We start from the raw sequence: 23,419 nt of genomic DNA on the forward strand, positions 1-23,419 counted from the left end.
TGTAGTAATATAGGCAGGCACGAGGGAAACCTCGTATGGCGAGTTGGTGAAGCGGCTTAACACACCGCCCTCTCAAGGCGGCATTTCACGGGTCCGAATCCCGTACTCGTCACTGATTAGATTCCGAAAGGAATCTTTTTTTATATCCATCTTTCACCCAGACACAAAAAAACCGGCTTTTCAGCCAGTTCTTACTTCTTCTCTTGATTATGCCTGTTCTGCCGTTTCCTTTTCCAGCTGGGCAATGGAAAGATCCAGCCGGCGCAGTGTTTCCTTCTTGCCAAGAATCTCGGCAATCTCAATCGCACCGCCCGGTGTAAACTGCTTGCCGGAAATAGCAAGACGCAGCGGGAACAGAACCTGTCCATTCTTCAGACCCATCTGCTTTGGCAGAGCAAGCAGAACTTCATGCAGATGATCCTGCGTCCAGTCTTTCTCATCAATCTTCTCAAGAGCCTCTTTTGCTGCTTTCAGGGAGGTCAGAGATACGGGCAGCGTTGTCTTCATCTTCTTGTTTACATAGAGATCTGTAGAGAAAGAAGGGAAGACATCGAAGAAATCAACCATCTCCGGAATCTCAGTCAGCGTATTGGCACGCTGCTGCAGAATTGCCGCAATCTTCTTCCCGTCAAAGTTTCCTTTGACACCCTGCTCAATATACGGCTTGACCAGGTTGTAGTAACTGTCGAGATCCATGTTTCTTAACCACATGCCATTGATCCACTTCAGTTTCTCCGGATCAAAGATCGCACCGACTTTACCGATTCTCTTGACGTTGAATGCCTTGGCAAGCTCATCCAGTGTAAAGATCTCACGGTCATCCTCAGGTGACCAGCCAAGCAGGGCAATGTAGTTCAGAATTGCCTCAGGCAGATATCCCTTGGCAACCAGATCCTGGAAGGACGCATCGCCATTACGCTTGGACAGCTTGTGGTGTTCATCCTTCATGACCGGCGGGCAGTGGATATAACGCGGAATATCCCAGCCGAACGCGTTATAGATCAGATTGTACTTCGGCGTGGAAGAAAGATACTCCATACCTCTGACAACATCGGTAATGCCCATTAGGTGGTCATCCACAACGTTGGCAAAATTATAGGTCGGGAAGCCATCACTCTTGATCAGAATCTGCTCATCCAGTGTTTCATTGTCAACCGTGATGCGGCCGAATACTTCATCATCAAAGGATGTTGTACCGGTTTCCGGAATGGTCTGACGAATGGTGAAAGGTTCACCAGCCGCAATCCGCTTCTCTGCTTCCTCAATGGTCAGCTTCTTGCACGGATCATCATACTTGAAGGATTCTCCACGGGCTTCCTGCAGCTCTCTCTGGGCATTGATCATGTCCTCGTCACAGAAACAATAGTGGGCACCGCCAAGCCGGACCAGCTCCTTGGCATACTTCATATACAGACCGCTCTTGACACGCTCAGACTGCACATACGGACCAACTGGACCGCCGACATCCGGCCCCTCATCATGATCCAGATGGCACTGCTTCAGGGTCTCATAAATGATATCTGTTGCGCCTTCTACAAGTCTGCCCTGGTCAGTATCTTCAATTCGCAGAATGAAGACACCATTGGGGTCCTTGCGGGCAACAAGATATGCATAAAGCGCAGTCCGCAGGTTGCCAATGTGCATGTACCCGGTAGGGGACGGCGCAAATCTCGTTCTCACTGTCATTGTTTATACTCCTTTACCAACACGTATTTTACCGCAAACAAGCTTATATACAATCAGAAACACCACACGCAGGTTGTATGGATATAACGGAATTGCTAAAATGTGGATACAGATCAGTCCGGCATTGACAACAGCATATTTGTTTTGTGCCAGGACAAATAAAATTGCTATAACAGTAACAGAAAGGAATCTTATGAGCAGAGATACAGAAAGGGCTATTAAGGAACTCTATGACTATATTGAAAAGCATGGCGGAGCAGATACGGAGGAAGACCTTCGCCGGCTGACCAATCAGTTTATGATGGAGTACAACGCATCGCTTCCTGATCGGCCTGTTTTAGATGAAGACAGTGCCGAAACAAGTGATGACTGGATGGAACTTGCCGAAGAGACAGATGATAAGGACGATGCCATCCGCTATGCCCGCAATGCGCTTTCTCTGGATCCGGATAATCTGGATGCAGAGACAATGATTGCATTCAATACTGAGTATGAAGACGTTTTCGAAAATCTTCTTGCCATGCGCAAAGTCTGTGATCATGGTGAAAAGCTGATGAGACAGAAGGGCTATCTTGACAAGGACGTTGGTGATTTCTGGATGATTCTTGAAACAAGACCCTATATCCGCGCCCTTGGCATGCGGATGAAGCTGGAAATTTACTGTGGTATGTACAGACTGGCTGAGGCAACCGGAGAAGAAATCATCCGGCTCAACAATAATGACAATACGGGTGCACGCCTGGCTCTGATGAGCCTGTATGCCACGACGCTGGATCAAAAGCCGGCTGAAAAACTGTACGAAAGATTCAGCGAGTATGGTCCGGACAGCAGTATGCTGCTGGCACTGTCTGCACTGTATTTCCGGCTTGGCAATTTTGACAAAGCAGAAGAAACTCTCAGAGATCTGCAGCATAAAAACAAAGATACCCGCCGCTTCTTCAAAGCCTTAATCGATCAGAAAATTGATGACTGCCGTACAGATGATATGGCCTTGGGATACCAGCCAGGTACCATTTCAGAACTGATTACGATCTTTGATGAAAATTCATTCCTGTGGCAGTCAGAAGCCATCATTTCTTATTATCTGTGGTCAGACCAGAAACTCAAACCGCACAGGAAGCTGAAAAAGCGCAGAAAGTAAAGATTACAGAGAATGATCCAGGAGGAAAAGGGAGAAGATGCTGTCATGCAGTGTCTTCTTTTCTTAATCCTGTAAAAGCAAAACTAAGATGGAGCATCATCTGCAGAATCTTCCTTCATTGCTGGGAGAGAGACCCCAGTTGTCATATACGAAACAGTCAAGGTTTATACTTGTTTTTCGCAATTTCAATTATTCTTACGTCTATATTACAGCAGGCCCAAAATATCTTTGGAATTCTGTGAAATTTTCCAAAACCGATTTTGACAGGTGCCTTAAAAAATTGCTTAAAAACCTTTATTTAAGGGCTTTTTTTTGCAAAATAAAAATTCCTGAACGACTGTCCAGGAATCCTCAGGCTGGGATAGAGAGATTCGAACTCCCGAAATGACTGGTTCAGAGCCAGTTGCCTTACCGCTTGGCTATATCCCAACAGCAGATATTATTGTACCATCGGTTTTCGAAAATGCAATGCTGTATTTTTACATTCTGGAAATATTCTTCCTTTGAACTATATCCTTACTATGTTACAATCTTCATCCGTAGAAAGGCCTGAGCAATCAGGAAGTGATAGGCATGCGCAATTAAGTTCTGCTGGTAAATGAAGTGTCTCCTGGCATTTGCCCGCGGATTCTGCTGTATTTACAGCTGCAGTGTGGGAGTAGAACGGAGTGTGCATGTTACAAATCAATCATCTTACAATCGTATGCCGTGCTGATCTGCGCAGTCTGATCACAGACTTTTCGCTTACCTTGAATAAAGGGGATGTATGTGCTTTGATCGGCGAAGAAGGCAATGGCAAGTCAACTCTATTGAAATGGATTTATAATCCTTCTCTGGTTCAGGCATATGCAGATGTTTCCGGGACCTGTTCCTGTTCCTTGAAGAAGGGATATCTTACACAGATTCGGGATCCGTATGATGGCACCATATATGAATATCTTTGCGAAGAGCCATTGTTTGCCTATGCGTCATCAGATGAAATTGCTTCGGTGGCCGCAAATGTGAATCTGCCGGTCGAGATGTTTTACAGTGACCAGAGAATGGATACATTATCCGGCGGAGAGAGCATCAAGATCCGCATGAGCCGGATCCTGTTTTCCAAGGCACAGTTATTACTGCTGGATGAACCCTCCAATGATCTGGATCTGGAAACACTGGACTGGCTGCAGAAATTCCTTGTCTCCTGCAAAGACTGTATCATCCTGTATGTTTCCCATGATGAGGTTTTATTACGCCATACGGCCAATAAGATCGTGCATCTGGAACTGCTGAAATCCAAACAGGAATCCCGCGTCAATGTGGCTGGCTGCGGCTATGATGCTTATCTGCAGCAGCGTGCATTGTCACTGCATCATCAGGATGCTCTGGCCATCAGTGATCAGAAAAACTATGCCAGAAAGATGGAGAAATACCAGCGTGTCCGCCAGCAGGTGGAACATGATCTGCGCAATGTTTCCCGCCAGGATCCCCATACCGGCCAGTTGCTGAAAAAGAAGATGCACAGCATCAAGGCACAGGGTAAACGGCTGGATGAAGAGAAGGAAAATATGCATCAGAAAGTGGAAACGGAAGAGGTAATCCTGTTTTCCTTCCCTGAAGATACAGCGATCCCTAATGGCCGCATGGTGCTGGATCTGCATCTGCCGTTATTATCGATTGATGGCAATGTACTTGCCCATGATGTTTCTCTTCAGGTCAAAGGTCCGCAGCATCTTGCTATCATCGGCCGCAATGGCTGTGGCAAGACAACCCTGATGAAGGAAATCTACCATCAGCTGCAGAGCCAGAATGCTTTGCGTATTGGCTGGATGCCCCAGAACTATGATGAGGTATTGAACGAAGAAGAAAATGCCATCTCTTTTCTGTGCCCCTCGTTGAAAAAGGAAGAAGTGACACATGTCAGACAGATGCTGGGGGCGATGCGCTATACAAGCCTTGAGATGGAACGGCCGATCAAAACGCTCAGCGGCGGACAGAAGGGCAAGATTCTGCTGTTGAAGATGCAGCTGGAACATGACAATGTTCTGCTGCTGGATGAGCCCACCCGCAACTTCTCACCATTGTCCGCACCTGTCATTGCCCAAACCATCTCTGCTTTTCCAGGTGCAGTGATCATGGTTTCCCATGACCGTTCCTTTCTGGAAAGTACTGCCCGGCAGCTGTATACACTGGATCAGGACGGCCTGCATCCAACTGATCTGGCGGTATTGGCGGCCAGTGACGATTGAAATCCCTTTTATAATCCGTATGATGTAGACATGAGGAATCAGCAAAGAACTGCTGGTTCCTTTTCTTGTTGGAAAAAAGGAGGGGAAGTATGCACAGAACGTGTAAAAAGATTTTTACCATGCTTGGCACAATGTTTCTTCTGGGCAGCAGTATGGCACCAGCCATCGCTCAGGAAAGTCCATTGCCGCAAAGCACACAGGATCCTGCTGAACACAGTGAGTCTGTTTCCACAGAAACAGACACTATGCTCATCCGTGCCGATGGGATCGGCAGTATCCGCATCGTCAGAAACGATGGGTCACAGGAAGTGTACACCGTCAGTGATGCAGAGATGCTGGATGCAGAAATTACCGGTGTTCGGGATGAAGAAATCCAGATCTACGCCTCTGGTGAAGAAGGTCTTGTGACAGCCATGTGGGGCATTTTCAATGCGGATGGCAGTACCAGTACGATTGGCGATGGCATGCGTCAGAAGGAAGAGACAACTGCCATTTTCGGCCATACAAAGATGATGCAGCTGAGCTTTGCTACCAAAGAGCAGTCACAGGCATTTCACTATGGCACTGTTTCAAAAAGAAGAAGGCAGGCCAGGGCACTGGCTCCATCCTCCTTTGCGAATGCCAAGGCAGGTGATACCTTTTCAGGAAGACTGACACTCTCCAATGAAGACATTTATGCCAACCGTTTCCATGTCAGCTGGCTGGATGGAGGCCTTTCCGAGATTTCCCACTTGTTTACAAACGGTGATATTGTGCTGCACTGTCTGAATCCAGGCGGGATCGGTCCGACCAAGGATATTTCTGTCTATGGTATGTATGCACCTATCTATCATACCTATCATGCTGAAATCACCAGGCTGGATACCAGCACTGGCACCATTGCCATCTCGCTGTACACCGATCCTTTAGTGTCACCGCGCGGCAGACCGCTGACCGGCTATAACAACGGTGTCACCGTAAACTATCAGACTGTCGGCCGCACCGTTCAGTATGGCGGCGAGATTGAGCTGAACATCCCGGAAGGCAAAGCCGAGGTAGTCAAGAAAGACCCTTCTGGTTCCGGTATTGCCGGGGCAAGACTTGGCTTGTTTCAGGGTGACAGACTGATTGAAGAATGGATCAGTGATGGTAATCCCCACATTGTTACCACCGCACCAGGAACGTATGAACTGCGCGAGCTGGAAGTACCGAAAGGCTATATCAAGGCAAAACCAGTGCAGGTGATGGTGCGGGCAGGAGAAACAGCTTCGTGCCAGATGAAAGACGGCCGTCTGAAAGTTGTCAAGATTGATGCGGTTACCAGTGAACCACTGGCTGGGGCAGCCTTTGAAGTGCGCAGGGAAGATGGCAGTGTGGCCGATGCCTGGACATCAGATGGGACGGATCACTGGGTGGAAAATCTCGAAGAAGGAAAGCAGTATACCCTTGTAGAAACCAGGGCACCACAAGGCTACCAGGCTGCAACTCCGGTTTCTTTTACCGCCGCGTGTGATAAAGAGATTTCCATTCCGATTGCCAACCAGCCCAGGCGCATCAAAGTTTCCTTTTCAAAGCAGGACCGTTATGACCGGTCCCTGCGTCTTGCCGGAGCAGAATTTACCCTGTACCACGCAGATGGCACCGTTGCCACAATGACAAACGGACAGCCTGCCCGCGTTCTGACGGATGAAAATGGCAATTGCACGATGGAGCTGTATTACCATCCATCTTACACAAGCTTTTATGCCATGGAGACAAAGGCACCCGATGGCTATGTCAATGACAATCCAGAACGGATTGAGCTTGGCAGTGCACTGGAACGGATTGATCATCCTGTTAAGAAGGAAGTTCAGAATACAGCCGATACCCAAATCCGTCTGCATAAGACAGATGCTGTGGCAGGCAGAGTACAGGGTGATGCCAGCTTTGCCGGTGCCGTTTATGATGTGTATGATGCCAGCACCAATCAGAAGATTGACAGGAAGTTCTGTGGAACGGATCGGTTTGTGATCAATGCGGATGGCACTTCCAACATCATCCGCGGCCTGCCGTTTGATCGTGACTACTATGCCATCGAAGTCAAAGCACCCCAAGGCTATCTGCTGTCCAAAGAGAAGATCATGCTTTCTCTTTCTAAAACTGCAGCGGCTGGCAACCGGCGCACCATCGATGCACAGGCAAAGGAAAATCCGGTATCCGGCAGGCTTGGCATTTACAAGCATTACAATCAGAAACCAGGCTCTGAGATCGATGATAAACCAGAAGAAGGGGCAGTGTTTGCGGTTGTATTGAAACGCTATGTACAGCAGTATGGCTCCGTTCAGGAAGCCATCCAGCACAAAGAGCAGTTTGCCATCATGGAATATGACATCATGACCACTGACAAATATGGCCGTGCTGTTTCCAGAGATCTTGCCTATGGCACCTATCTTGCGGCCCAGATCCATGCCGTGGATCAGGAAGCTGAGATCTGCCCGGATATCTATGAGTTTGTCATCTCCGGGACCCAGAATAATCCTATCCGGCAGGTGTCCTTTACCAATGATGAGAAAGAGTATGCCCTGCAGCTGATCAAGACAAACGGAGAAACCGGAAGAAATATTACATACCGCTCAGCTGCGTTTAAGATCAAACAGATTCAGGATAAACATGGTAATCCCATGGATGCCTACGTTACACAGAAAGTAGGACTGCGCACAGTAGATACCTTCCGTACCGCATCCTCAGAGCTCTCTTTTCCTACTGGCACCATATATGCCAGCCATGAAGAAAAAGGTACGTTGACAACACCGCTGAAAGTCAAAGCAGGTGTGTATCTGATTGAAGAAGTACAGACACCGGCTGGCTTTGTCAAAACAAGTCCGATCCGGATTACAGTCAAAGCATCCGGCATCAGTGAAATCATGGAAGATGGCACGCAGGTTGTGCGTACACAGATTGCCAATACACCTGTCTATGGCCAGCTGCATCTGCAGAAAAAAATTGAAACAATGGATGCGGATGTATCACTTGTCAAACAGCAGGATCTTTCCAAAGTGAAGTTTGGACTGTATGCGGCGGATCGGATCATTGATCCAACTGATGGGGCTGTGCTGTTGGAAAAAGGAGAACTGTTCGCATCTTTTTATCTGAATGGCGATGGTTCTTATCTGCTGAAAAAGATTCCGCTTGGCTCATATCATCTGAAAGAACTGGAAGCACCGGCTGGTATCCTGATGGACCAGAAGTCACACCCTGTTGTGATCAGCCAGAGTGATGAGACAACAAAGACCTACGATGTACAGCTTGCCATTGTTAATCAGCTGACTCAGCTGGAGATTGTCAAGGAAGACATGGATGGCAAGGTGCTGTCCGGGGCACAGCTTTCTTTGCAAAGAAAATCAGATCGAAAAGAGATCGCAGCCTGGGTATCCGGCAATACACCATATGTGATCACGGGTCTGGATCCAAAGGAAACATACATCCTGCTGGAAAAGAAAGCACCGGATGGCTATGTGCGTATCAAAGAATTTGATTTTGCTGTCAAGGCACGCCCGGGCAGACAGACACTGAAAGTGAAAAATACCAGTATTACCGTAAGCAAGGAAGACCTAGGCGGCAAAGAGGTCAAGGATGCTGCGATGCGTGTGACAGAAGCAGATACCGGTAATACGGTAGATGAATGGATTTCCGATGGCTCATCACATGCCATCCTGAATCTGGAAGAAGGAAAAGACTACATCCTGCAGGAAGATCTTGCCCCGGCAGGCTATGCAAAGGCCAATGACATTCCTTTTAGAGCCGGGAAAGAGAACAGGCATCTGGTGATGGAAGATGTCGAAACCACGATTGAAAAGATTGATGATGAAGGCAGGCCGCTGTCCGGCATCACTTTTGAAATTCTGGATGAAGATGGCAGTCTCGTGCAGACAATCCTTACAGATGGCTCTGTGCAGCAGCTTTCCAATCTGATCGCTGGCAAAATCTATATGTTAAGGGAAATTTCCGGTCTGCCAGGGTACTACAGCATGCAGGATATGACTTTTACAGTAGAAGAAAAGCAGGATCTGCATCTGCAGGTTGTCAATGCCAAGATCCGCTATGATATTGAAAAGGTGGATGATGCAGGCAGCCCGGTAGCTGGTGCCACCCTGCAGCTGTATGATCAGGAAACAGGGGATCTTCTTGAAACCTGGGAAACAACGAAAGAAAAATACCGGATCAAAACAGCTCTGCAGGCAGGAAAAGACTACCGGATTCATGAAGAGAAAATCATCAATGGCGTCTATCGGGCAGAGGATCTTGTCTTCCATGTCGAGAAAGAAGGCACAAAGGAACCAGTGCTGCTGCAGATGGTGGATGCGCTGGCGCCGGTTGAGATCCGCAAATGTGATGAGCATGGCAATCTGCTCTCTGGTGCGCAGTTAGTGGTTCTGGAAGTGGATAAAGATGGAAATGAGAAGGAAGTGGTCCGCTTTGAAAGCCGCAGTGATACAGCATTTGATCTGACTTCGTATGTCAATACGGAAAAGAACTATGTTCTGCGGGAACAGGAAGCACCCAATGGGTATCTGAAAGCAGAGGATATTGCGTTTACGGTGACTGGAACAAAGGATCATCCGCAGGTGATTGTCATGGTGGATCAGGCAGAGCCAAGAATTCCTGCCACGACTGGTGTCGGTACATCTGCTTCCTGGGGAATCCTGATGGCAGGGGCATGTGCAGCTGCTGCGGTGGTAATTGTTACAAAACGCTTTCATTGATGCACATCATTTTTCGAAAATGAATATGTGATTTTCTTGTGAACAGTGACATGAATGCTATAATACTCGTGTCCTGCATATCGTATATGCTTTCGGATTGGCGGAAGTGTTTCTACCTGGCTGCCATAACAGCCGGACTACGATGTTTACAAGAAACATGAGCTGCGCTATGGGGATAATAACGCAGCTTTTTTGTTTTTCACGGTATGTCGGGCAAGGAAAGAGGGGCTATATGCTAGAAAAAATCTTCAAACTCCGTGAGAACAACACAACAGTCCGCACAGAACTGATTGCTGGTCTTACAACATTCATGACCATGGTTTATATCCTGGCACTCAATCCTACCATTCTGAGTGCTTCGGGCATGGATGCCGGCTCTGTTCTGACTGCAACTGCCGTCTCATCTGCCATTGCCTGCTTCTGCATGGCTGCATTCTCCAACAAGCCGTTTGCACTGTCTGCCGGCCTTGGCCTGAATGCTTACTTTGCCTACACAATCTGCGGCACCATGGGCTATTCCTGGCAGGCAGCACTGACAGCTGTTCTGATTGAAGGTATCATCTTCATCATCCTGTCTTTGACCAACATCCGTGAGGCGATCTTCAATGCGATTCCAGGTCCGCTGAAGGTTGCTGTCTCTGTTGGTATCGGTATGTTCATCACCTTCATCGGCCTGCAGAATGCACATGTCATCGTAAACAATGACTCCACACTGGTCGGCCTGTTTTCCTTCAAGTCTTCCCTGGCAGATGGTACATTCTCCAGTGAAGGCATCACGATTCTGCTGATGCTCATCGGCACCATCCTGATCTTCTATCTGCTGAAGAAGAACGTCAAAGGCTACATGCTCTGGGGCATTCTTGTGACATGGCTGCTTGGCATCATCTGCCAGCTGTGCGGCCTGTACAAGCCGAATCCGGATGCCGGTTTCTATTCTGTGCTGCCGACTGCCATTGTATCTGCACCGGCTTCCATGGCACCGACCATGTTCAAGTTTGACTTTGCGTTCATTGCCGAACATCCGATGGACTTCTTTGTCATGATGTTCTCCTTCCTGTTTGTCGATGTATTCGATACACTGGGAACCGTGATCGGCTGTGCTTCCAAGAGCGGCATGCTTGATGAAAACGGCAAACTGCCTGGCATCAAAGGCGTTCTGCTGGCAGATGCTGTAGGTACTGTTGTTGGTGCCTGCTGCGGTACTTCTACCATCACAACCTTCGTTGAGTCTTCTTCCGGTATTGCCGAAGGCGGCCGCACAGGTCTGACTTCTGTCACAACCGGTGTTCTCTTCCTGCTGGCACTCTTCCTGAGCCCGCTGTTTTTGACCGTTCCGTCTTTTGCAACAGCACCGGCGCTGATCGTTGTCGGCTTCCTGATGATGCAGCAGGTATCCAAGATTGACTGGAGCGATCTGGTCGATGCCATCCCGTGCTTCATCTGCATCACGATGATGGCCTTTGCGTACAGCATCTCTGAAGGTATTTCCTTTGGTGTCATCTCCTGGGTCATCCTGCACCTGCTCTGCAAGAAGACAGACGAGACATCCGCACTGATGTATGTACTGGCTGTCATCTTCATCATCAAGTACTTCCTGATCTGAGCAGATCAAACATCTGATCATCCAACAGCGGTGGGACAAATTCCTGCCGCTGTTTTATAATGACAGACGATGAACGAACTGCTATCTCTGTATCTACAGCAAATACCGGATTATGTTTCAGATCTTGCCAAAACAAAGGCAATGAGACGCCTGCAGCGCATTGATATGAACTGCGGCATGAACTGCACATCACGGCCATTATTTCAGCAAATGCATGCCTATTCACGCTATATGCACAGCCTGGGAACAGCCTTGCTGGCTGTGCATTTCCATCAAAGCAGGGAAGCGGTCTGTGCCTGTCTTTTCCATGACATTTCCACACCGGTCTTCTCCCATGTCATTGACTTTGTCCACCATGACTATATCAAGCAGGAATATACCGAACAGGCAGGCAGACACATCATCTGCAATGATCCGGACATTCCTTCCATTCTTGCAGGATATGGCATTGATCTGGAAGGAACACTGGACTATCACCGCTATCCGATCTGTGACAATGCTTCGCCGCAGCTGAGCATTGACAGGCTGGAATATACACTTGGCAACATGATCAACTATGGCTTTGGCACGCTGGATGAGGCACAATGGATGCTGAAAGATCTGCAGGCAGACAAAGAAGAACTGATTTTTGCCCACAGTCTGCCGGCGATTCTGTTTGCCAAACGAAGCCTGCAGTGCGGAAATGTCTATGCATCAGACTTTGACCGCTATGCCATGCAGATCCTGGCGGAGATCGTCCATGATGCACTGCAGGATGGCATTGTCAAAGAAGCAGATCTCTATACAGATGAGCCATCATTTATCCAACTGCTGTGCAAAGATGAAACATACCATCGCCGCTGGGTCGATTTCTGCCATCTCTCTGCAGTATATCCATCCTGCCGGGAAGATACACATGCCCGCATGGTGCCGGCAAAAAAACGCTGGATTGACCCATATATACAGGGAAAAGGCAGAGTCAGCCAGATCGATGATGAAATGCAGAAAGAAATTGCTGCGTTTGCCGCAGCAGATCAGAACCGATATCTCAGTGACAGAAAGGAAGAATCCCATGAGTGAAGAAAAAGTAATTGTTGTTGCAAGTACAAACAAAGGAAAAATCCGTGAATTTGAACAGATGCTGTGCCCGAGAGGCTATGTTGTCAAAAGTCTTGCCGATTTCCCGGATATGCCGGAAATTGAAGAAAACGGCTCGACATTTGAAGAAAATGCCGTGATCAAAGCCAATGCGGTCACAAAGCGCTATGGCATCATGGCAATTGCCGATGACAGCGGCCTCTGTATTGATGCCTTTGGCGGCGAGCCAGGTGTCCACAGTGCCCGGTATCTGGGCCATGATACGCCGTATGACTATAAGAACAAAGTCATTCTGGAACGCATGGAAAAGGAAGAAAACCGCGGCTGCCACTATACATGTGCCATTGCCGTAACAAGACCAAATGAAAAGCCGGTCGTGTTCTGTGAAATCTGCCAGTGTGAAATTGCCCGGGCACCAAAGGGTGAAAACGGCTTTGGCTATGATCCGATCGTCTACTATCCGCCGCTGCACAAGACGATGGCAGAGATGAGCAAGGAAGAAAAGAATTCCATCTCCCACCGCGGCAAGGCCGTCGCAAAACTGGAAAAGTGGCTGGATGAAGAAAACCTGTAATTTCTTCTGCGGCCTGCTGTTTTTTCTGCTGTCTATTGTTCTCATCCTGAGTGTGGTACAGAAGTGCTGCTTCAGCAGAAACTTCTATGCAAAGGAGCTGAACAGTGAAGAAGTGGAAGAAAATACCGGCATGGACAGCAAAGATGTCATTGCCGCTGCCGATGTTCTTCTGGACTATCTGGAAAACAAACGGGATGATATCGTCATCCAGGCAGAAGTCAATGGGAGTGAACAGGAAGTATTCAATGAGCGGGAAACCGCCCATATGGTGGATGTCAAAGACCTCTATCAGAAAGCAGTTCTGGTGCGCAATGTTCTTGCCATCTGTACGGCGGCCGGCTTTGCCATACTGCTCGTGATCAACAGGCATCACCGCCAGGCAATGCTGCAGAAAGGCTATCAGGCAGGCATCTCCTTAACACTGCTTGTCATTGTCTTTCTGGCCATCTGGATGGCAGCGGATTTCTCCGGATTCTGGTATGACTTCCATGAACTGTTCTTTACGAAAAACGACTACTGGCTGCTCAATCCTAACTCTTCCATCATGATCAATATGTTTCCACAGGACTTCTTTGAACATCTTGTCCTGCGCATCTGTGCCATCAGCTCCGGCCTGCTGGCACTGCTTGGCATCCTGCTTTGGATGCCATGGCATCGATTCTCATTCAGGAAGGTGAAAGCATGATCCACGTTGTACTTTATGAACCCGAAATACCGCAGAACACAGGCAATATTATGCGTACCTGCAGTGCCTTTGGTATCCGTCTGCATCTCATTGAGCCGCTTGGCTTCTATATGGATGACAAGCATCTGAAAAGAGCAGGCATGGACTACATCAAGGACCTGCAGTGGGATATCTGGCATGACTGGCCATCGTTTCAAAAGAGCCATGACGGTGCCATGTACTATGTCACCCGCTATGGCAGCCATACCCCGGACAGCTTTGATTACCGCAAAGATCAGGTCGCTGGCAAAGATATTTATCTTGTCTTTGGCAAAGAAAGCACTGGTATTGACAAGCAGATTCTGCGCGAGAATCTGGATCATTGCATCCGCATTCCCATGGTGCCAGAGGCCCGCAGCCTGAACCTGGCCAACTGTGTGGCACTGATGGTGTATGCCGTCGAGGAACAGCTTGGCTATCCGGGCTGCTCCACAACAGAAGTGATCAAGGGTGCAGATTTCCTTGAAAAGCACTCTGATGGACAGCACCACAGCGGTTGGCTATGATGGAAAGGCAGTGAAGGGAATATGCTGGAATCTTTGAATGACTATCTGTCACTTGCCGTGATGCTTGTTTTCTGTGTGATCGGCATTGTACTTCTTGTTTCTTTCCTGCACAGCACCAGCAAAAACAGATCAACAAACAGAAAAGAGAGCTACTTTGCATTCTGGAAAGATATCAGTGACGGCCGGGATGAGAAAGATGACGATCTTTTCTACTTCTGATCAGGAGGGAACCTATGATTTTTGAAACGCTGCAGACCCAGAAGGCACCGCATCTCAAAGGTGCCTATTCACCGGCACTTTCTGTCTGTGATTACATCTTTATTTCCGGGCAGCTGCCATTGGAAGATGACAATACGCTGACAGATGGAGATATTGCATGTCAGACAAAGCGCTGCATTGAAAATCTGCAGCACCTCCTGGCTCTGCGCGGACTGGATCTCTCCTATGCGGTTCAGGTGCGTGTCTATCTTTCAGATATGAATGATTATGCAAGAATGGACACAGTCTTTCAGCAGATGTTTCATGATCCCTATCCGGCCCGTACCGTGATTGGCGTCAATGCTCTGCCCATGGGTGCAAAGATCCAGATGGAAGCTTATGCGATGGATACACGTGCCATGGAAATTCTGTGTGCACAGGATGAGCAGGAAAGCAGCTGCCATGATGGCTATTGCAGCTGCAGGGAGAAGTGATATGGGACTTCCGGTTATGATGCAGTTTGACCCCGGGGCACAGCGCACGACGCTGCTGTATGAAGATGGCAGCAGAGAGACAGTGGCTGATCGGCCTCAGGTTTTTTTAGACCATTTATGTATCCGGTATGGCTGCACACGCAAGGGCAGGGAAGATGCCTACAGAGCATTGACCGGCTTTCATTGCAAAGCACCGGTGCTGCTGTCAGAACGCCTCAATACCATTTACTTTCCAACCACATCTCCCTCCAACCCGGACTGTATCTGGCTGGATGCGTCCAGGCTCATTTCCGTCCATACCAAAAATCAGATATCTTCTCTTGTCCTTTTTTCATCCGGCCTTAAAATAGAAGTCGGCGTTGACGTAAGGGTCATCAGAAACCAGGTCAAAAGATGTGAAATCTTCCTGCAGAGCCTTTATCAGAAACGCTGAAGTGATAAGGAAGGAACCATGCTATGAGCAAGAATCCGATTGCTGCAGAAATTAGCAAGATGAATTTTTCAAAGAAGGATATCCAGTATATCACTGTCATTATGGCTTCGAGTTTCCTGTATTCCTTCGGTATGAATTCTTTTGTCAAAAGCGGCAACCTGTTCCCGGGCGGCTTTGCCGGTTTGTCACGGCTGCTTTCGGCCGTATGCAATACATTCCTGCATCTCAATATCAGCTTCTCTGTTTTCTATTTTGTGCTGAATTTCCTTGTTACCATTCTGGTTTTCCGCAGAATCGGCCACAAGTTCATCCTGTATTCCGTCATCTGGTATACACTGACATCCTTTTTCACCAGTGTACTCAAACTGCCGGTCATCACCCATGAGATCCTGCTCATTGCGGTATTCGGCGGCTTGATCAATGGCTTTGCCATCGGTCTTGCCCTGCAGTCCAATGCCTCCAGCGGCGGCACCGATTTCATTGCCATCTGGCTGTCCATGAAACTTAACAAGGAAACATGGAACTACATGCTGGCCGCCAATGCTGTGATCCTGGTGATCGCCGGTGCTCTGTACGGCTGGTCGGTTGCCCTGTATTCCATCATCTTCCAGTACGTTTCCACCCAGGTCGTCAATATGATGCACCAGCGCTATAAGCTGACCACCCTGGATATTGTTACCAACATGCCCGATGAAGTATGTGCTGCCATCTTCCATACATGCCGCCATGGCATCACCAAGATCAAGTGCGAAGGCGGCTTTACAGATCAGGTGCACTGGATGTTAATCACGACAATCAATACGTATCAGCTCAAGGAAGTCGTTGAGAATGTGCGCAAGGCAGATGAACATGCCTTCATTGCCATCAACAGTGTCGAAAAGATCTATGGCAATTACTACCAGAAACCAATTGACTGATGAACATGCCGGCAATGCCGGTTTTCTTTTGGCCAAAAGAAAAGATCCCCGCAGGGATCCTGTCTTTGCTTACTTGTCGATGATTTCCATGCCGATGGCACGCTGCACCTGATCCAGCTTCTTATTGGCAATCACATTTGCTTTGGCAGCACCATCGCGCAGAGTTGTCTCCAGAAGGTCAGAGGAAATAACGTCATTGTACTTTGCCTGGATGTTTTCCAGCAGGGAACATACATCATCCGTCACAGCGCGCTTGAAGTCACCATAGCCTTTGCCTTCAAACTGGGCCTCAATCTCACCAAACGGCCGGTCATTTTCCAGCGATGACATGATCTGCATCAGATTGGAAATACCCGGCTGATAGTCAGGATCATAGTGGACATGGGCCTCATTGTCAGTGACAGCACCCATGATCTTCTTTCTTGCTTTCTTGGGATCATCCAGCAGATAGACGCATCCCTTGTCATTGTTATCTGACTTGGACATCTTCTTGCTGGGATCATTCAATGACATGATACGGGCACCAACCTTGCCAATCAGAGGCTCCGGCAGCTTGAACAGCTCGCCATAGCGGTGATTCATTCTGGCCGCCACATCACGTGTTAATTCGACATGCTGCTTCTGATCATCACCAACCGGTACATAGTCCGGATCATACAGCAGGATATCCGCCGCCATCAAAGCAGGGTAGGTATACAGACCGCCGGACAGATTCTTTTCACCCTTGGCCTGCTTGTCCTTGAACTGCGTCATACGGCTCAGCTCACCCATATATGTATGGCAGCACATGATATAGCCAAGCTGGGCATGGGCTTTGACATCTGTCTGCAGGAAGATCGTTGCCTTTTTCGGATCCAGTCCGCAGGCCAGATACAGCGCCACACAGTCCTTCAGATTCTTCTGCAGTGTCTTGGGATCCTGCGGAACCGTGATGCAGTGCAGGTTGGCAATGAACGCATACATGTCATAGTCATCCTGATAATCGACAAAGTGCTTCAATGCACCGATATACGAGCCTAAATGCAGCTGACCCGTCGGCTTGATGCCGGAAAGCATTCTTTTCTTCATATGATTTACCTCTTTTCCAAAAGAAAAACGTCTCTTCACTGAAGGGACGCAGGAGACTTCTGATGCGCGGTACCACCCGTTCTTATCCACACAATCTGGATCACTCTTGGGATAACGGGACCGCCGTGTCAATCCGACAATGCTCCAAGGCTCCAATGTCCGCATCTTCACCATGGCAGCTTTCACCAGTTCTGCCTCGCTGAACAAGGTTCCCATACGGACTGCACCTTTTCATAGCTTCTCAATTATTTCATATTTTCCAACTGTTTTCAATGGGCACAGATTTTCTTGACGCTCATGCTATAATACACGCATAGGGAGAAATGCCATGATCGTAGTATATACATCTCCGGGATGTGCCAGCTGCCGCAAGGTCAAGCAGTGGCTGAAAGACCGCAACATTCCGTTCATAGAAAAAAATATCTTCAAGATTCTGCTGAATGACAGTGAGATCAAGCATCTGCTGATGCGCAGTGAAAATGGAACAGATGATCTGATTTCCAAACGCTCCAAGATCATTCAGGAACAGCACATCGATGTGGATTCGATGACCCTGGATGAACTTGTGCAGTTTGTCCGTAAGAATCCGAGTGTCATGAAGCGGCCGATCATTATTTCCGAGAACAACTTCCAGGTTGGCTATGACGATGAAGAAATCGGCGTTTTTCTGCCGAAGGAGCTTCGTTCGATTGCCGCGCATCAGTGTACACCGGACTGCCCGAACTACAAAGCATGCGGAAAGGTCAGAGAGGGGAAGGAGTGCGAAAAGAGGCCGTAAAGGCTTCTTTTGTTTTTGCATATGAAGAAAGTACTTGTTGGTCTTTCAGGCGGTGTAGACAGTGCCGTTGCCGCCTATCTTCTGCAGCAGCAGGGCTATGATGTCACCTGCGCTTTCATGCGCAATTGGGATTCCGCAGCTGAAGATGACTTTGCCGGCAACCCCACCATCAATGACCCTGTCTGCCCGCAGGAAAGCGACTATAAAGATGCCCAGAGTGTCGCCGATGCCCTGGGACTGCCGCTGCTGCGCATTGATTTCATCAAAGAATACTGGGATGATGTTTTCAAAGAATTCCTGTCAGAATACCGCAAAGGCAGAACCCCCAATCCTGATATTCTCTGCAACCGCTACATCAAGTTTGACAGTTTCATGAAATTCGGACAGAAACAGGGCTTTGATACCGTCGCCACCGGCCACTATGCCAAAAACGGCATGGAAAACGGGCATGGCGTCATTTTGAAAGCGGATGATCGCAACAAGGACCAGTCCTACTTCCTTTGCGAAGTTCACCGGGAAGTACTGGACCATGTCCTGTTTCCGCTTGGGTCGATTACCAAACCAGAAGTGCGAGAGATTGCCGCAAAGCTGAACCTTTCCATTGCAAAGAAAAAGGACAGTACCGGCATCTGCTTCATCGGAGAGCGCAATTTCCGTCAGTTTCTTTCCAACTACCTGCCCATGAAACCAGGCCCGATCATCAATATTGTCACCGGTGAAAAAGTCGGTACTCACAAAGGCGTACTGTACTATACCGTCGGCCAGCGCAAAGGCCTGGATATCGGCGGCATCGGACCGTTCTATGTCGTTGGTAAAAATGTTAATACCAATGAATTGTGTGTCAGTGATGAAGACCATCAGGACTGGCTGTACAGTGATGCCTGCATCGTTACCGGTGTCAATGTGCTGGCAGACAGAAAGCTGCCGATGGACTGCACGGCCAAGTTCCGTTACCGTCAGGCCGATAACAATGTGCACATTGAATGGCTTGATGATACAACCCTGAAGGTGACATATCCGGAAACCATCCGCTCGGTCACACCCGGTCAGGAAGCTGTTTTCTATGATCATGATGTCATGATCATGGGCGGCAAGATTGATGCGGTCTACCGCAATGGAGAAGATCTGATGGCAAAGATCTGCCAGAGGGCAGCAGGATATCACCATGGATGATACGCTGGAAAAGCTCAATGGCAAACCGGTGCGCATCCTGTTCCGCAACAGCCAGAACTTCTATACCGTCATGCTGTTTCGCATGAGCGATGAAGAAGACAAGACGATCACGGTTACCGGCATCTGTCCCTCGATTCAGACAGATGTCATGTACAACATCTATGGCCGCTATGTCGAACATCCCCGCTATGGCATTCAGTTCGCCCTGGAACACTATGAAGTTTCTCTGCCAAGTGAAGAAGAAGGCATTATCCGCTTTCTCAGCGGTCCTTCTTTTCCCGGCATTGGCAAAAAGACGGCAGCCAGCGTGGTAGAAGCATTAGGAACAGACTGCCTGGAAGAAATCCGCCAGAATCCGGAGATTCTCCGCTTGAAGACGAAACTGAATGACAAACAGATCAGTGCCATTCTGTCCGGTCTGTCCCAGTCGGATGAAGGTCTTTCCGAGCTTTCCCGCTTTCTCAATGTATATGGCATTGGTTCCCGCAGCATCATCCGTCTCAACCAGCACTATGGCAAAGAAGCCCTGCAGGTGCTCAAACACAATCCCTATCAGGCGGCGGAGGAATGTGACGGCTTTGGCTTTGTTACGGCCGACCGCATCGCATCCTATCTTGGCTTTGCCCCGGATGATGAAAGGCGCTTGGAAGCATTACTGATCTCATTGACAATGGATCTTTGTGTGCGCAGCGGTGACAGCTATGTGGACACTGACACCCTGGAACAGGCCTTTTACAAACAGACCAAAGGCTTTGAAGCTGACTATCCAAAATACCTGGATGCAGCTGTGACAAAACATAAACTGATCAATGATGATGGCCATATCTATCCCATCACCCAGTATGAAGCTGAAACCGGCATTGCATCTTTCCTCAATCAGTTTCCTCTGGAAAGCATAGACCCGGCAGATCCTGCCACTGTACAGTCCTATCTGGCATCCATCCAGGAAGACTTTGGCATTACGTATGATGATGCCCAGAAAGAAGCGATACTTTCCATCCTGGACAATCCCGTACAGATTGTGACCGGCGGTCCGGGCACCGGTAAGACAACGGTTGTCCGTGCCATGGTCAAACTGTTTCATCTGCTCTATCCGGATGCCGCGATTGTCTGTGCAGCCCCGACCGGCAGGGCAGCCAAACGGCTCTCTGAACTGACCGGCACCTCTGCCGCAACGATCCATTCTCTGCTGCAGTGGGATCTGGATTCCAACACCTTTGGCAAAGATGAAGATGATCCGATACAGGCAGATCTATTGGTGATTGATGAGTTTTCCATGGTGGATGCCTGGCTGTTCTACCATCTGCTCAAAGCAAGCGTTCATGTCAAGCGGTTATGCATCATCGGTGATGAAGACCAGCTGCCAAGTGTCGGACCAGGCTGTGTGCTGCGTGATCTGATAGCCTCAGAACGATTTCCTTTGCTGCGGCTGGAACACATCTACCGCCAGAAAGAAGGCTCGGATGTCATTGCCCTGGCCCATCAGATCAAAGAAGGACATCCTGACTTTGAATCACTGAAACATGATATTGTCTTCTATCCATGCCGGGATGAAGAGATCAAGGACAATGTACTTGCTGTGGTCCATAATGCCCTGGAGAAAAACTATACCGTCAATGATATCCAGGTGCTGTCTCCCATGTATAAAGGAGCAGCCGGCATTTCTACGCTGAACAATGCATTGCAGATGGAGCTGAATCCCTACAGCCCTGAAAAGAAGGAGCTGCGCCATGGCTATCAGATCTTTAGGGTAGGTGACAAGATCCTGCAGCTGAAAAACCAGCCGGATGACAATGTCTACAATGGCGATATCGGTATTCTGAGTGATATCCTGGATGCCAAGCAGGTAGAAAGCCATCATACAACCGTTGTTGTCAGCTTTGGTGATCACGAAGTGGAATACAGTGAGGAAGGCCTGGATCATATTATGCTTGCCTACTGTATTTCCGTACACAAGGCACAGGGCTCTGAGTATCCGATTGTCATCCTGCCCATCAGCCGCCAGCACCAGTTCATGCTGCAAAGAAAACTGATCTACACAGCCGTGACCAGAGCCCGGCGCAATCTGGTGATTCTGGGAGATGCGCAGGCTTTCAACAAAGGTGTTGCCACCCTGGAATACCATCCCAGACAGACCGGTCTTGCCCAAAGACTGAAAGAAAACAAAATGGATGTGGATAATCCCTTCTGGACGGAAGGGCAAGGGGATGATCCCTTTGGTGATGAGGATCAGAAAGAAGCGAATCATGCATAAGAAAAGCGCGGTGAGATAAGCTCATCGCACTTTTTATCAGGAATTACTGTTTGGTTAACAAGGCTTCATCACTGGCAAAGACGGTGCCGGAAACTTCCTCAAACTTGGCTAACAGTCTTTCTACCGTCAGCTTCTTCTTCTCTTCACCGGCAATATCAAGAATGATATGTCCCTCGTGCATCATGATGAGACGGTTGCCGTTCCTGATGGCATCCATCATATTGTGAGTAACCATCATGGCAGTCAGATGATCCTTTTCAATGACGGTGTTTGTCAAAGCCAGCACTTTCTCAGCTGTCTTAGGATCCAGGGCAGCCGTATGTTCATCCAGTAACAGAATCTTCGGTTTCTGCAAGGATGCCATTAACAATGTCACCGCCTGTCTCTGGCCGCCGGAAAGCAGTCCGACTTTGGATGTCAGTCGATCTTCCAGACCAAGATTCAGCGGTTTCAGCAGTTCACTGTATTCTTTCTGTTCTTCCTTGGTGACACCCCAGGAAAGACCGCGGTGCTTGCCGCGCCTTGCTGCAAGGGCGAGGTTTTCATCAATCTGCATGGTTGCCGCCGTACCGGTCATCGGATCCTGGAAGACTCTGCCGACATAGGCAGCCCGCTTGAAATCAGGCAGTCCGGTCACATCATGGCCGTCAATGACAATCTGGCCGTCATCAATCGGCCATACACCTGCAACGGCATTGAGCAGGGTAGACTTGCCGGCACCGTTGGAACCAATGACGGTGACAAAGTCGCCGTCATGCAGGGTCAGGCTGACATCAATCAGAGCTTTCTTCTCATTGATCGTGCCTTTGTTAAACGTTTTGGAAATATGTCTGAGAACAAGCGAGTCCATTATTTGTCCTCCTTCTGAAAGCGTGCAGCGTTGCGGCCGGCCCGCGCAAAGGAATTGCGCTTTTTAGCCTGCAGGTAAGGAACAGCCAGGAAGATGGCAACAATGATGGCAGTGAACATCTTCAGCCAGTTGGAATCCAGCTTGAGCCACAGCACAATCGTAACAACGATGTAATAGATGACGCCGCCCAATACGACAAAGACAAGTCTGCCGGCAAAGTTGAGATGGCGTCCGCACAGGGCATTGCCAATGACTTCACCGATGATGACTGCTGCTAAGCCGATGACGATGGAACCGCGGCCCATATTGATATCCGAGAAGCCCTGCAGCTGTGCCATTAAAGCCCCGGAGAAGGCAACAATGCCATTGGAGAAGGCAAGACCTAAGACCGTCATGCGGTCAATGTTGATGCCCTGGGCACGTGCCATGGTGGGGTTGCAGCCGGTGGCACGCATCGCTGATCCGGCTTCGGTGCCAAAGTACCAGTACATGACGGCAATCAGCACAGCGGCAATGGCAGCACCGATGGCAATCGTCGGCGGAATGACACGGGAGGTGACAACCAGGGCATACTTATCTACGGATACGGCCTTATTGGCTGCCATGCCCATGATGGCAAGGTTGATGGAATACAGGGAGAACTGGGTCAGAATGCCGGCCAGAATGGTCGGAATACCCAGCTTTGTATGCAATAGACCCGTGCAGGCCCCGGCTGCCATACCGGCCAGAAAGGCAATCAGCATTGCCAGCCAGGGATTCCAGCCGGCAAGGATTAACATGACACAGGTGGCACCGCCGGTGGTGAATGTACCATCTACGGTAAGATCTGCCACATCCAGCAGACGGAAGGTAATATAGACGCCTAAGGCCATGATGCCCCAGATGATCCCCTGGGCAATACCGCCTGGCAGGGCGCCGATCAGATTTCCAATACTCATTTTCTTATCATCACTTCTCTTTTTTCTTTTTAATAAACGCAGGACATGGGTGCAGA

General features: G+C 48.9%; 19 protein-coding genes, 2 tRNA genes and 1 riboswitch. Of the genes, 16 read left to right on the forward strand and 5 right to left on the reverse strand.

Going from position 1 to position 23,419, the window contains the following annotated elements:
- Nucleotides 1-37 precede the first annotated feature (37 nt).
- Nucleotides 38-112: transfer RNA gene (locus tag SOI44_RS01535), tRNA-Glu, on the forward strand.
- A 95-nt stretch (nt 113-207) separates the two neighbouring features.
- On the opposite strand, the gene gltX is transcribed toward SOI44_RS01535, so the two are convergent.
- Complete coding sequence (gene gltX / locus SOI44_RS01540) at nt 208-1,686, reverse strand: glutamate--tRNA ligase (protein ID WP_331347492.1); 1,479 nt, start codon at nt 1,684-1,686, stop codon at nt 208-210.
- 193 nt (nt 1,687-1,879) lie between these two features.
- Between gltX and SOI44_RS01545 the strand changes: the two genes are divergently transcribed.
- On the forward strand, nt 1,880-2,827 hold the full coding sequence (locus SOI44_RS01545) for a tetratricopeptide repeat protein (protein ID WP_331347493.1): 948 nt from the start codon (nt 1,880-1,882) through the stop codon (nt 2,825-2,827).
- Between the two features lie 356 nt (nt 2,828-3,183).
- Here the strand turns inward: SOI44_RS01545 and SOI44_RS01550 are convergent.
- Nucleotides 3,184-3,256: transfer RNA gene (locus tag SOI44_RS01550), tRNA-Gln, on the reverse strand.
- 245 nt (nt 3,257-3,501) lie between these two features.
- On the opposite strand from SOI44_RS01550, the gene SOI44_RS01555 reads away from it, so the two are divergent.
- The 11 genes from SOI44_RS01555 (at nt 3,502) to SOI44_RS01605 (ending at nt 16,302) form a co-directional block, all read left to right on the forward strand.
- Nucleotides 3,502-5,055, forward strand: coding sequence for an ATP-binding cassette domain-containing protein (locus SOI44_RS01555; protein ID WP_331347494.1), 1,554 nt, complete (start codon nt 3,502-3,504; stop codon nt 5,053-5,055).
- 89 nt (nt 5,056-5,144) lie between these two features.
- Entirely contained in the window at nt 5,145-9,776 is a 4,632-nt protein-coding gene (locus SOI44_RS01560; RefSeq protein WP_331347495.1) for a SpaA isopeptide-forming pilin-related protein, read from the forward strand.
- Between the two features lie 60 nt (nt 9,777-9,836).
- A riboswitch (purine riboswitch) is annotated at nt 9,837-9,936 on the forward strand.
- A gap of 72 nt (nt 9,937-10,008) precedes the next feature.
- A complete protein-coding gene (locus tag SOI44_RS01565; RefSeq protein ID WP_331347496.1) occupies nt 10,009-11,379 on the forward strand; it encodes an NCS2 family permease in 1,371 nt (456 codons plus the stop codon).
- A gap of 69 nt (nt 11,380-11,448) precedes the next feature.
- Nucleotides 11,449-12,438 carry an HD domain-containing protein gene (locus SOI44_RS01570; RefSeq protein WP_331347497.1) on the forward strand — a complete coding sequence of 330 codons (990 nt, stop codon included), beginning with the start codon at nt 11,449-11,451 and terminating at the stop codon, nt 12,436-12,438.
- Nucleotides 12,431-13,030, forward strand: a complete 600-nt coding sequence (locus SOI44_RS01575) for an XTP/dITP diphosphatase (protein ID WP_331347498.1) — start codon at nt 12,431-12,433, stop codon at nt 13,028-13,030. Before SOI44_RS01570 ends, SOI44_RS01575 begins: the two co-directional genes overlap by 8 nt.
- Nucleotides 13,014-13,715 (forward strand): TIGR01906 family membrane protein, encoded by a 702-nt coding sequence (locus SOI44_RS01580; protein ID WP_331347499.1) that lies wholly within the window; start codon nt 13,014-13,016, stop codon nt 13,713-13,715. The genes SOI44_RS01575 and SOI44_RS01580 overlap by 17 nt, the downstream gene beginning before the upstream one ends.
- Nucleotides 13,712-14,260 carry a tRNA (cytidine(34)-2'-O)-methyltransferase gene (locus SOI44_RS01585; RefSeq protein WP_331347500.1) on the forward strand — a complete coding sequence of 183 codons (549 nt, stop codon included), beginning with the start codon at nt 13,712-13,714 and terminating at the stop codon, nt 14,258-14,260. Before SOI44_RS01580 ends, SOI44_RS01585 begins: the two co-directional genes overlap by 4 nt.
- Before the next feature lie 21 nt (nt 14,261-14,281).
- Nucleotides 14,282-14,479, forward strand: coding sequence for a hypothetical protein (locus tag SOI44_RS01590; protein WP_331347501.1), 198 nt, complete (start codon nt 14,282-14,284; stop codon nt 14,477-14,479).
- Between the two features lie 14 nt (nt 14,480-14,493).
- Nucleotides 14,494-14,952 carry a RidA family protein gene (locus SOI44_RS01595; RefSeq protein WP_331347502.1) on the forward strand — a complete coding sequence of 153 codons (459 nt, stop codon included), beginning with the start codon at nt 14,494-14,496 and terminating at the stop codon, nt 14,950-14,952.
- Nucleotides 14,921-15,385: a competence protein ComK gene (locus SOI44_RS01600; RefSeq protein WP_331347503.1), complete on the forward strand. Its 465-nt coding sequence runs from the start codon at nt 14,921-14,923 to the stop codon at nt 15,383-15,385. The genes SOI44_RS01595 and SOI44_RS01600 overlap by 32 nt, the downstream gene beginning before the upstream one ends.
- A 23-nt stretch (nt 15,386-15,408) precedes the next feature.
- Nucleotides 15,409-16,302 (forward strand): YitT family protein, encoded by an 894-nt coding sequence (locus SOI44_RS01605; protein WP_331347504.1) that lies wholly within the window; start codon nt 15,409-15,411, stop codon nt 16,300-16,302.
- Nucleotides 16,303-16,371: 69 nt separating this feature from the next.
- Here SOI44_RS01605 and trpS read toward each other — a convergent pair whose 3' ends face one another.
- Entirely contained in the window at nt 16,372-17,370 is a 999-nt protein-coding gene (gene trpS / locus SOI44_RS01610; RefSeq protein ID WP_331347505.1) for a tryptophan--tRNA ligase, read from the reverse strand.
- 328 nt (nt 17,371-17,698) lie between these two features.
- On the opposite strand from trpS, the gene SOI44_RS01615 reads away from it, so the two are divergent.
- Genes SOI44_RS01615 through recD2 form a run of 3 tightly spaced genes read left to right on the forward strand, consistent with a single transcriptional unit; the run spans nt 17,699 to nt 21,575 of the window.
- Entirely contained in the window at nt 17,699-18,148 is a 450-nt protein-coding gene (locus tag SOI44_RS01615) for a Spx/MgsR family RNA polymerase-binding regulatory protein (protein ID WP_331347506.1), read from the forward strand.
- Nucleotides 18,149-18,169: 21 nt separating this feature from the next.
- Entirely contained in the window at nt 18,170-19,321 is a 1,152-nt protein-coding gene (gene mnmA, locus SOI44_RS01620) for a tRNA 2-thiouridine(34) synthase MnmA (protein WP_331347507.1), read from the forward strand.
- Nucleotides 19,314-21,575 carry an SF1B family DNA helicase RecD2 gene (gene recD2, locus SOI44_RS01625; RefSeq protein WP_331347508.1) on the forward strand — a complete coding sequence of 754 codons (2,262 nt, stop codon included), beginning with the start codon at nt 19,314-19,316 and terminating at the stop codon, nt 21,573-21,575. Before mnmA ends, recD2 begins: the two co-directional genes overlap by 8 nt.
- 43 nt (nt 21,576-21,618) lie before the next feature.
- On the opposite strand, the gene SOI44_RS01630 is transcribed toward recD2, so the two are convergent.
- The gene (locus tag SOI44_RS01630) at nt 21,619-22,425 is read right to left on the reverse strand and encodes an ABC transporter ATP-binding protein (protein ID WP_331347509.1); all 807 of its coding nucleotides are present in this window, start codon (nt 22,423-22,425) and stop codon (nt 21,619-21,621) included.
- Nucleotides 22,425-23,363: an ABC transporter permease gene (locus SOI44_RS01635; RefSeq protein ID WP_331347510.1), complete on the reverse strand. Its 939-nt coding sequence runs from the start codon at nt 23,361-23,363 to the stop codon at nt 22,425-22,427. Before SOI44_RS01635 ends, SOI44_RS01630 begins: the two co-directional genes overlap by 1 nt.
- Between the last annotated feature and the right edge of the window lie 56 nt (nt 23,364-23,419).

The organism is Lactimicrobium sp., from assembly GCF_036453465.1.
Classification (GTDB): Bacteria; Bacillota_I; Bacilli_A; order Erysipelotrichales; family Erysipelotrichaceae; genus Bulleidia.

Excerpts from the sequence above, each read along its gene's own strand:
- recD2 (WP_331347508.1), top strand. The coding sequence starts at position 19,314 with ATGGATGATACGCTGGAAAAGCTCAATGGCAAACCGGTGCGCATCCTG.
- SOI44_RS01585 (WP_331347500.1), top strand. The coding sequence starts at position 13,712 with ATGATCCACGTTGTACTTTATGAACCCGAAATACCGCAGAACACAGGC.
- SOI44_RS01580 (WP_331347499.1), top strand. The coding sequence starts at position 13,014 with ATGAAGAAAACCTGTAATTTCTTCTGCGGCCTGCTGTTTTTTCTGCTG.
- SOI44_RS01570 (WP_331347497.1), top strand. The coding sequence starts at position 11,449 with ATGAACGAACTGCTATCTCTGTATCTACAGCAAATACCGGATTATGTT.
- gltX (WP_331347492.1), bottom strand. The coding sequence starts at position 1,686 with ATGACAGTGAGAACGAGATTTGCGCCGTCCCCTACCGGGTACATGCAC.
- SOI44_RS01565 (WP_331347496.1), top strand. The coding sequence starts at position 10,009 with ATGCTAGAAAAAATCTTCAAACTCCGTGAGAACAACACAACAGTCCGC.
- SOI44_RS01605 (WP_331347504.1), top strand. The coding sequence starts at position 15,409 with ATGAGCAAGAATCCGATTGCTGCAGAAATTAGCAAGATGAATTTTTCA.
- SOI44_RS01635 (WP_331347510.1), bottom strand. The coding sequence starts at position 23,363 with ATGAGTATTGGAAATCTGATCGGCGCCCTGCCAGGCGGTATTGCCCAG.
- SOI44_RS01555 (WP_331347494.1), top strand. The coding sequence starts at position 3,502 with ATGTTACAAATCAATCATCTTACAATCGTATGCCGTGCTGATCTGCGC.
- SOI44_RS01595 (WP_331347502.1), top strand. The coding sequence starts at position 14,494 with ATGATTTTTGAAACGCTGCAGACCCAGAAGGCACCGCATCTCAAAGGT.
- mnmA (WP_331347507.1), top strand. The coding sequence starts at position 18,170 with ATGAAGAAAGTACTTGTTGGTCTTTCAGGCGGTGTAGACAGTGCCGTT.
- trpS (WP_331347505.1), bottom strand. The coding sequence starts at position 17,370 with ATGAAGAAAAGAATGCTTTCCGGCATCAAGCCGACGGGTCAGCTGCAT.
- SOI44_RS01590 (WP_331347501.1), top strand. The coding sequence starts at position 14,282 with ATGCTGGAATCTTTGAATGACTATCTGTCACTTGCCGTGATGCTTGTT.
- SOI44_RS01600 (WP_331347503.1), top strand. The coding sequence starts at position 14,921 with ATGATGGCTATTGCAGCTGCAGGGAGAAGTGATATGGGACTTCCGGTT.
- SOI44_RS01545 (WP_331347493.1), top strand. The coding sequence starts at position 1,880 with ATGAGCAGAGATACAGAAAGGGCTATTAAGGAACTCTATGACTATATT.
- SOI44_RS01615 (WP_331347506.1), top strand. The coding sequence starts at position 17,699 with ATGATCGTAGTATATACATCTCCGGGATGTGCCAGCTGCCGCAAGGTC.
- SOI44_RS01575 (WP_331347498.1), top strand. The coding sequence starts at position 12,431 with ATGAGTGAAGAAAAAGTAATTGTTGTTGCAAGTACAAACAAAGGAAAA.
- SOI44_RS01560 (WP_331347495.1), top strand. The coding sequence starts at position 5,145 with ATGCACAGAACGTGTAAAAAGATTTTTACCATGCTTGGCACAATGTTT.
- SOI44_RS01630 (WP_331347509.1), bottom strand. The coding sequence starts at position 22,425 with ATGGACTCGCTTGTTCTCAGACATATTTCCAAAACGTTTAACAAAGGC.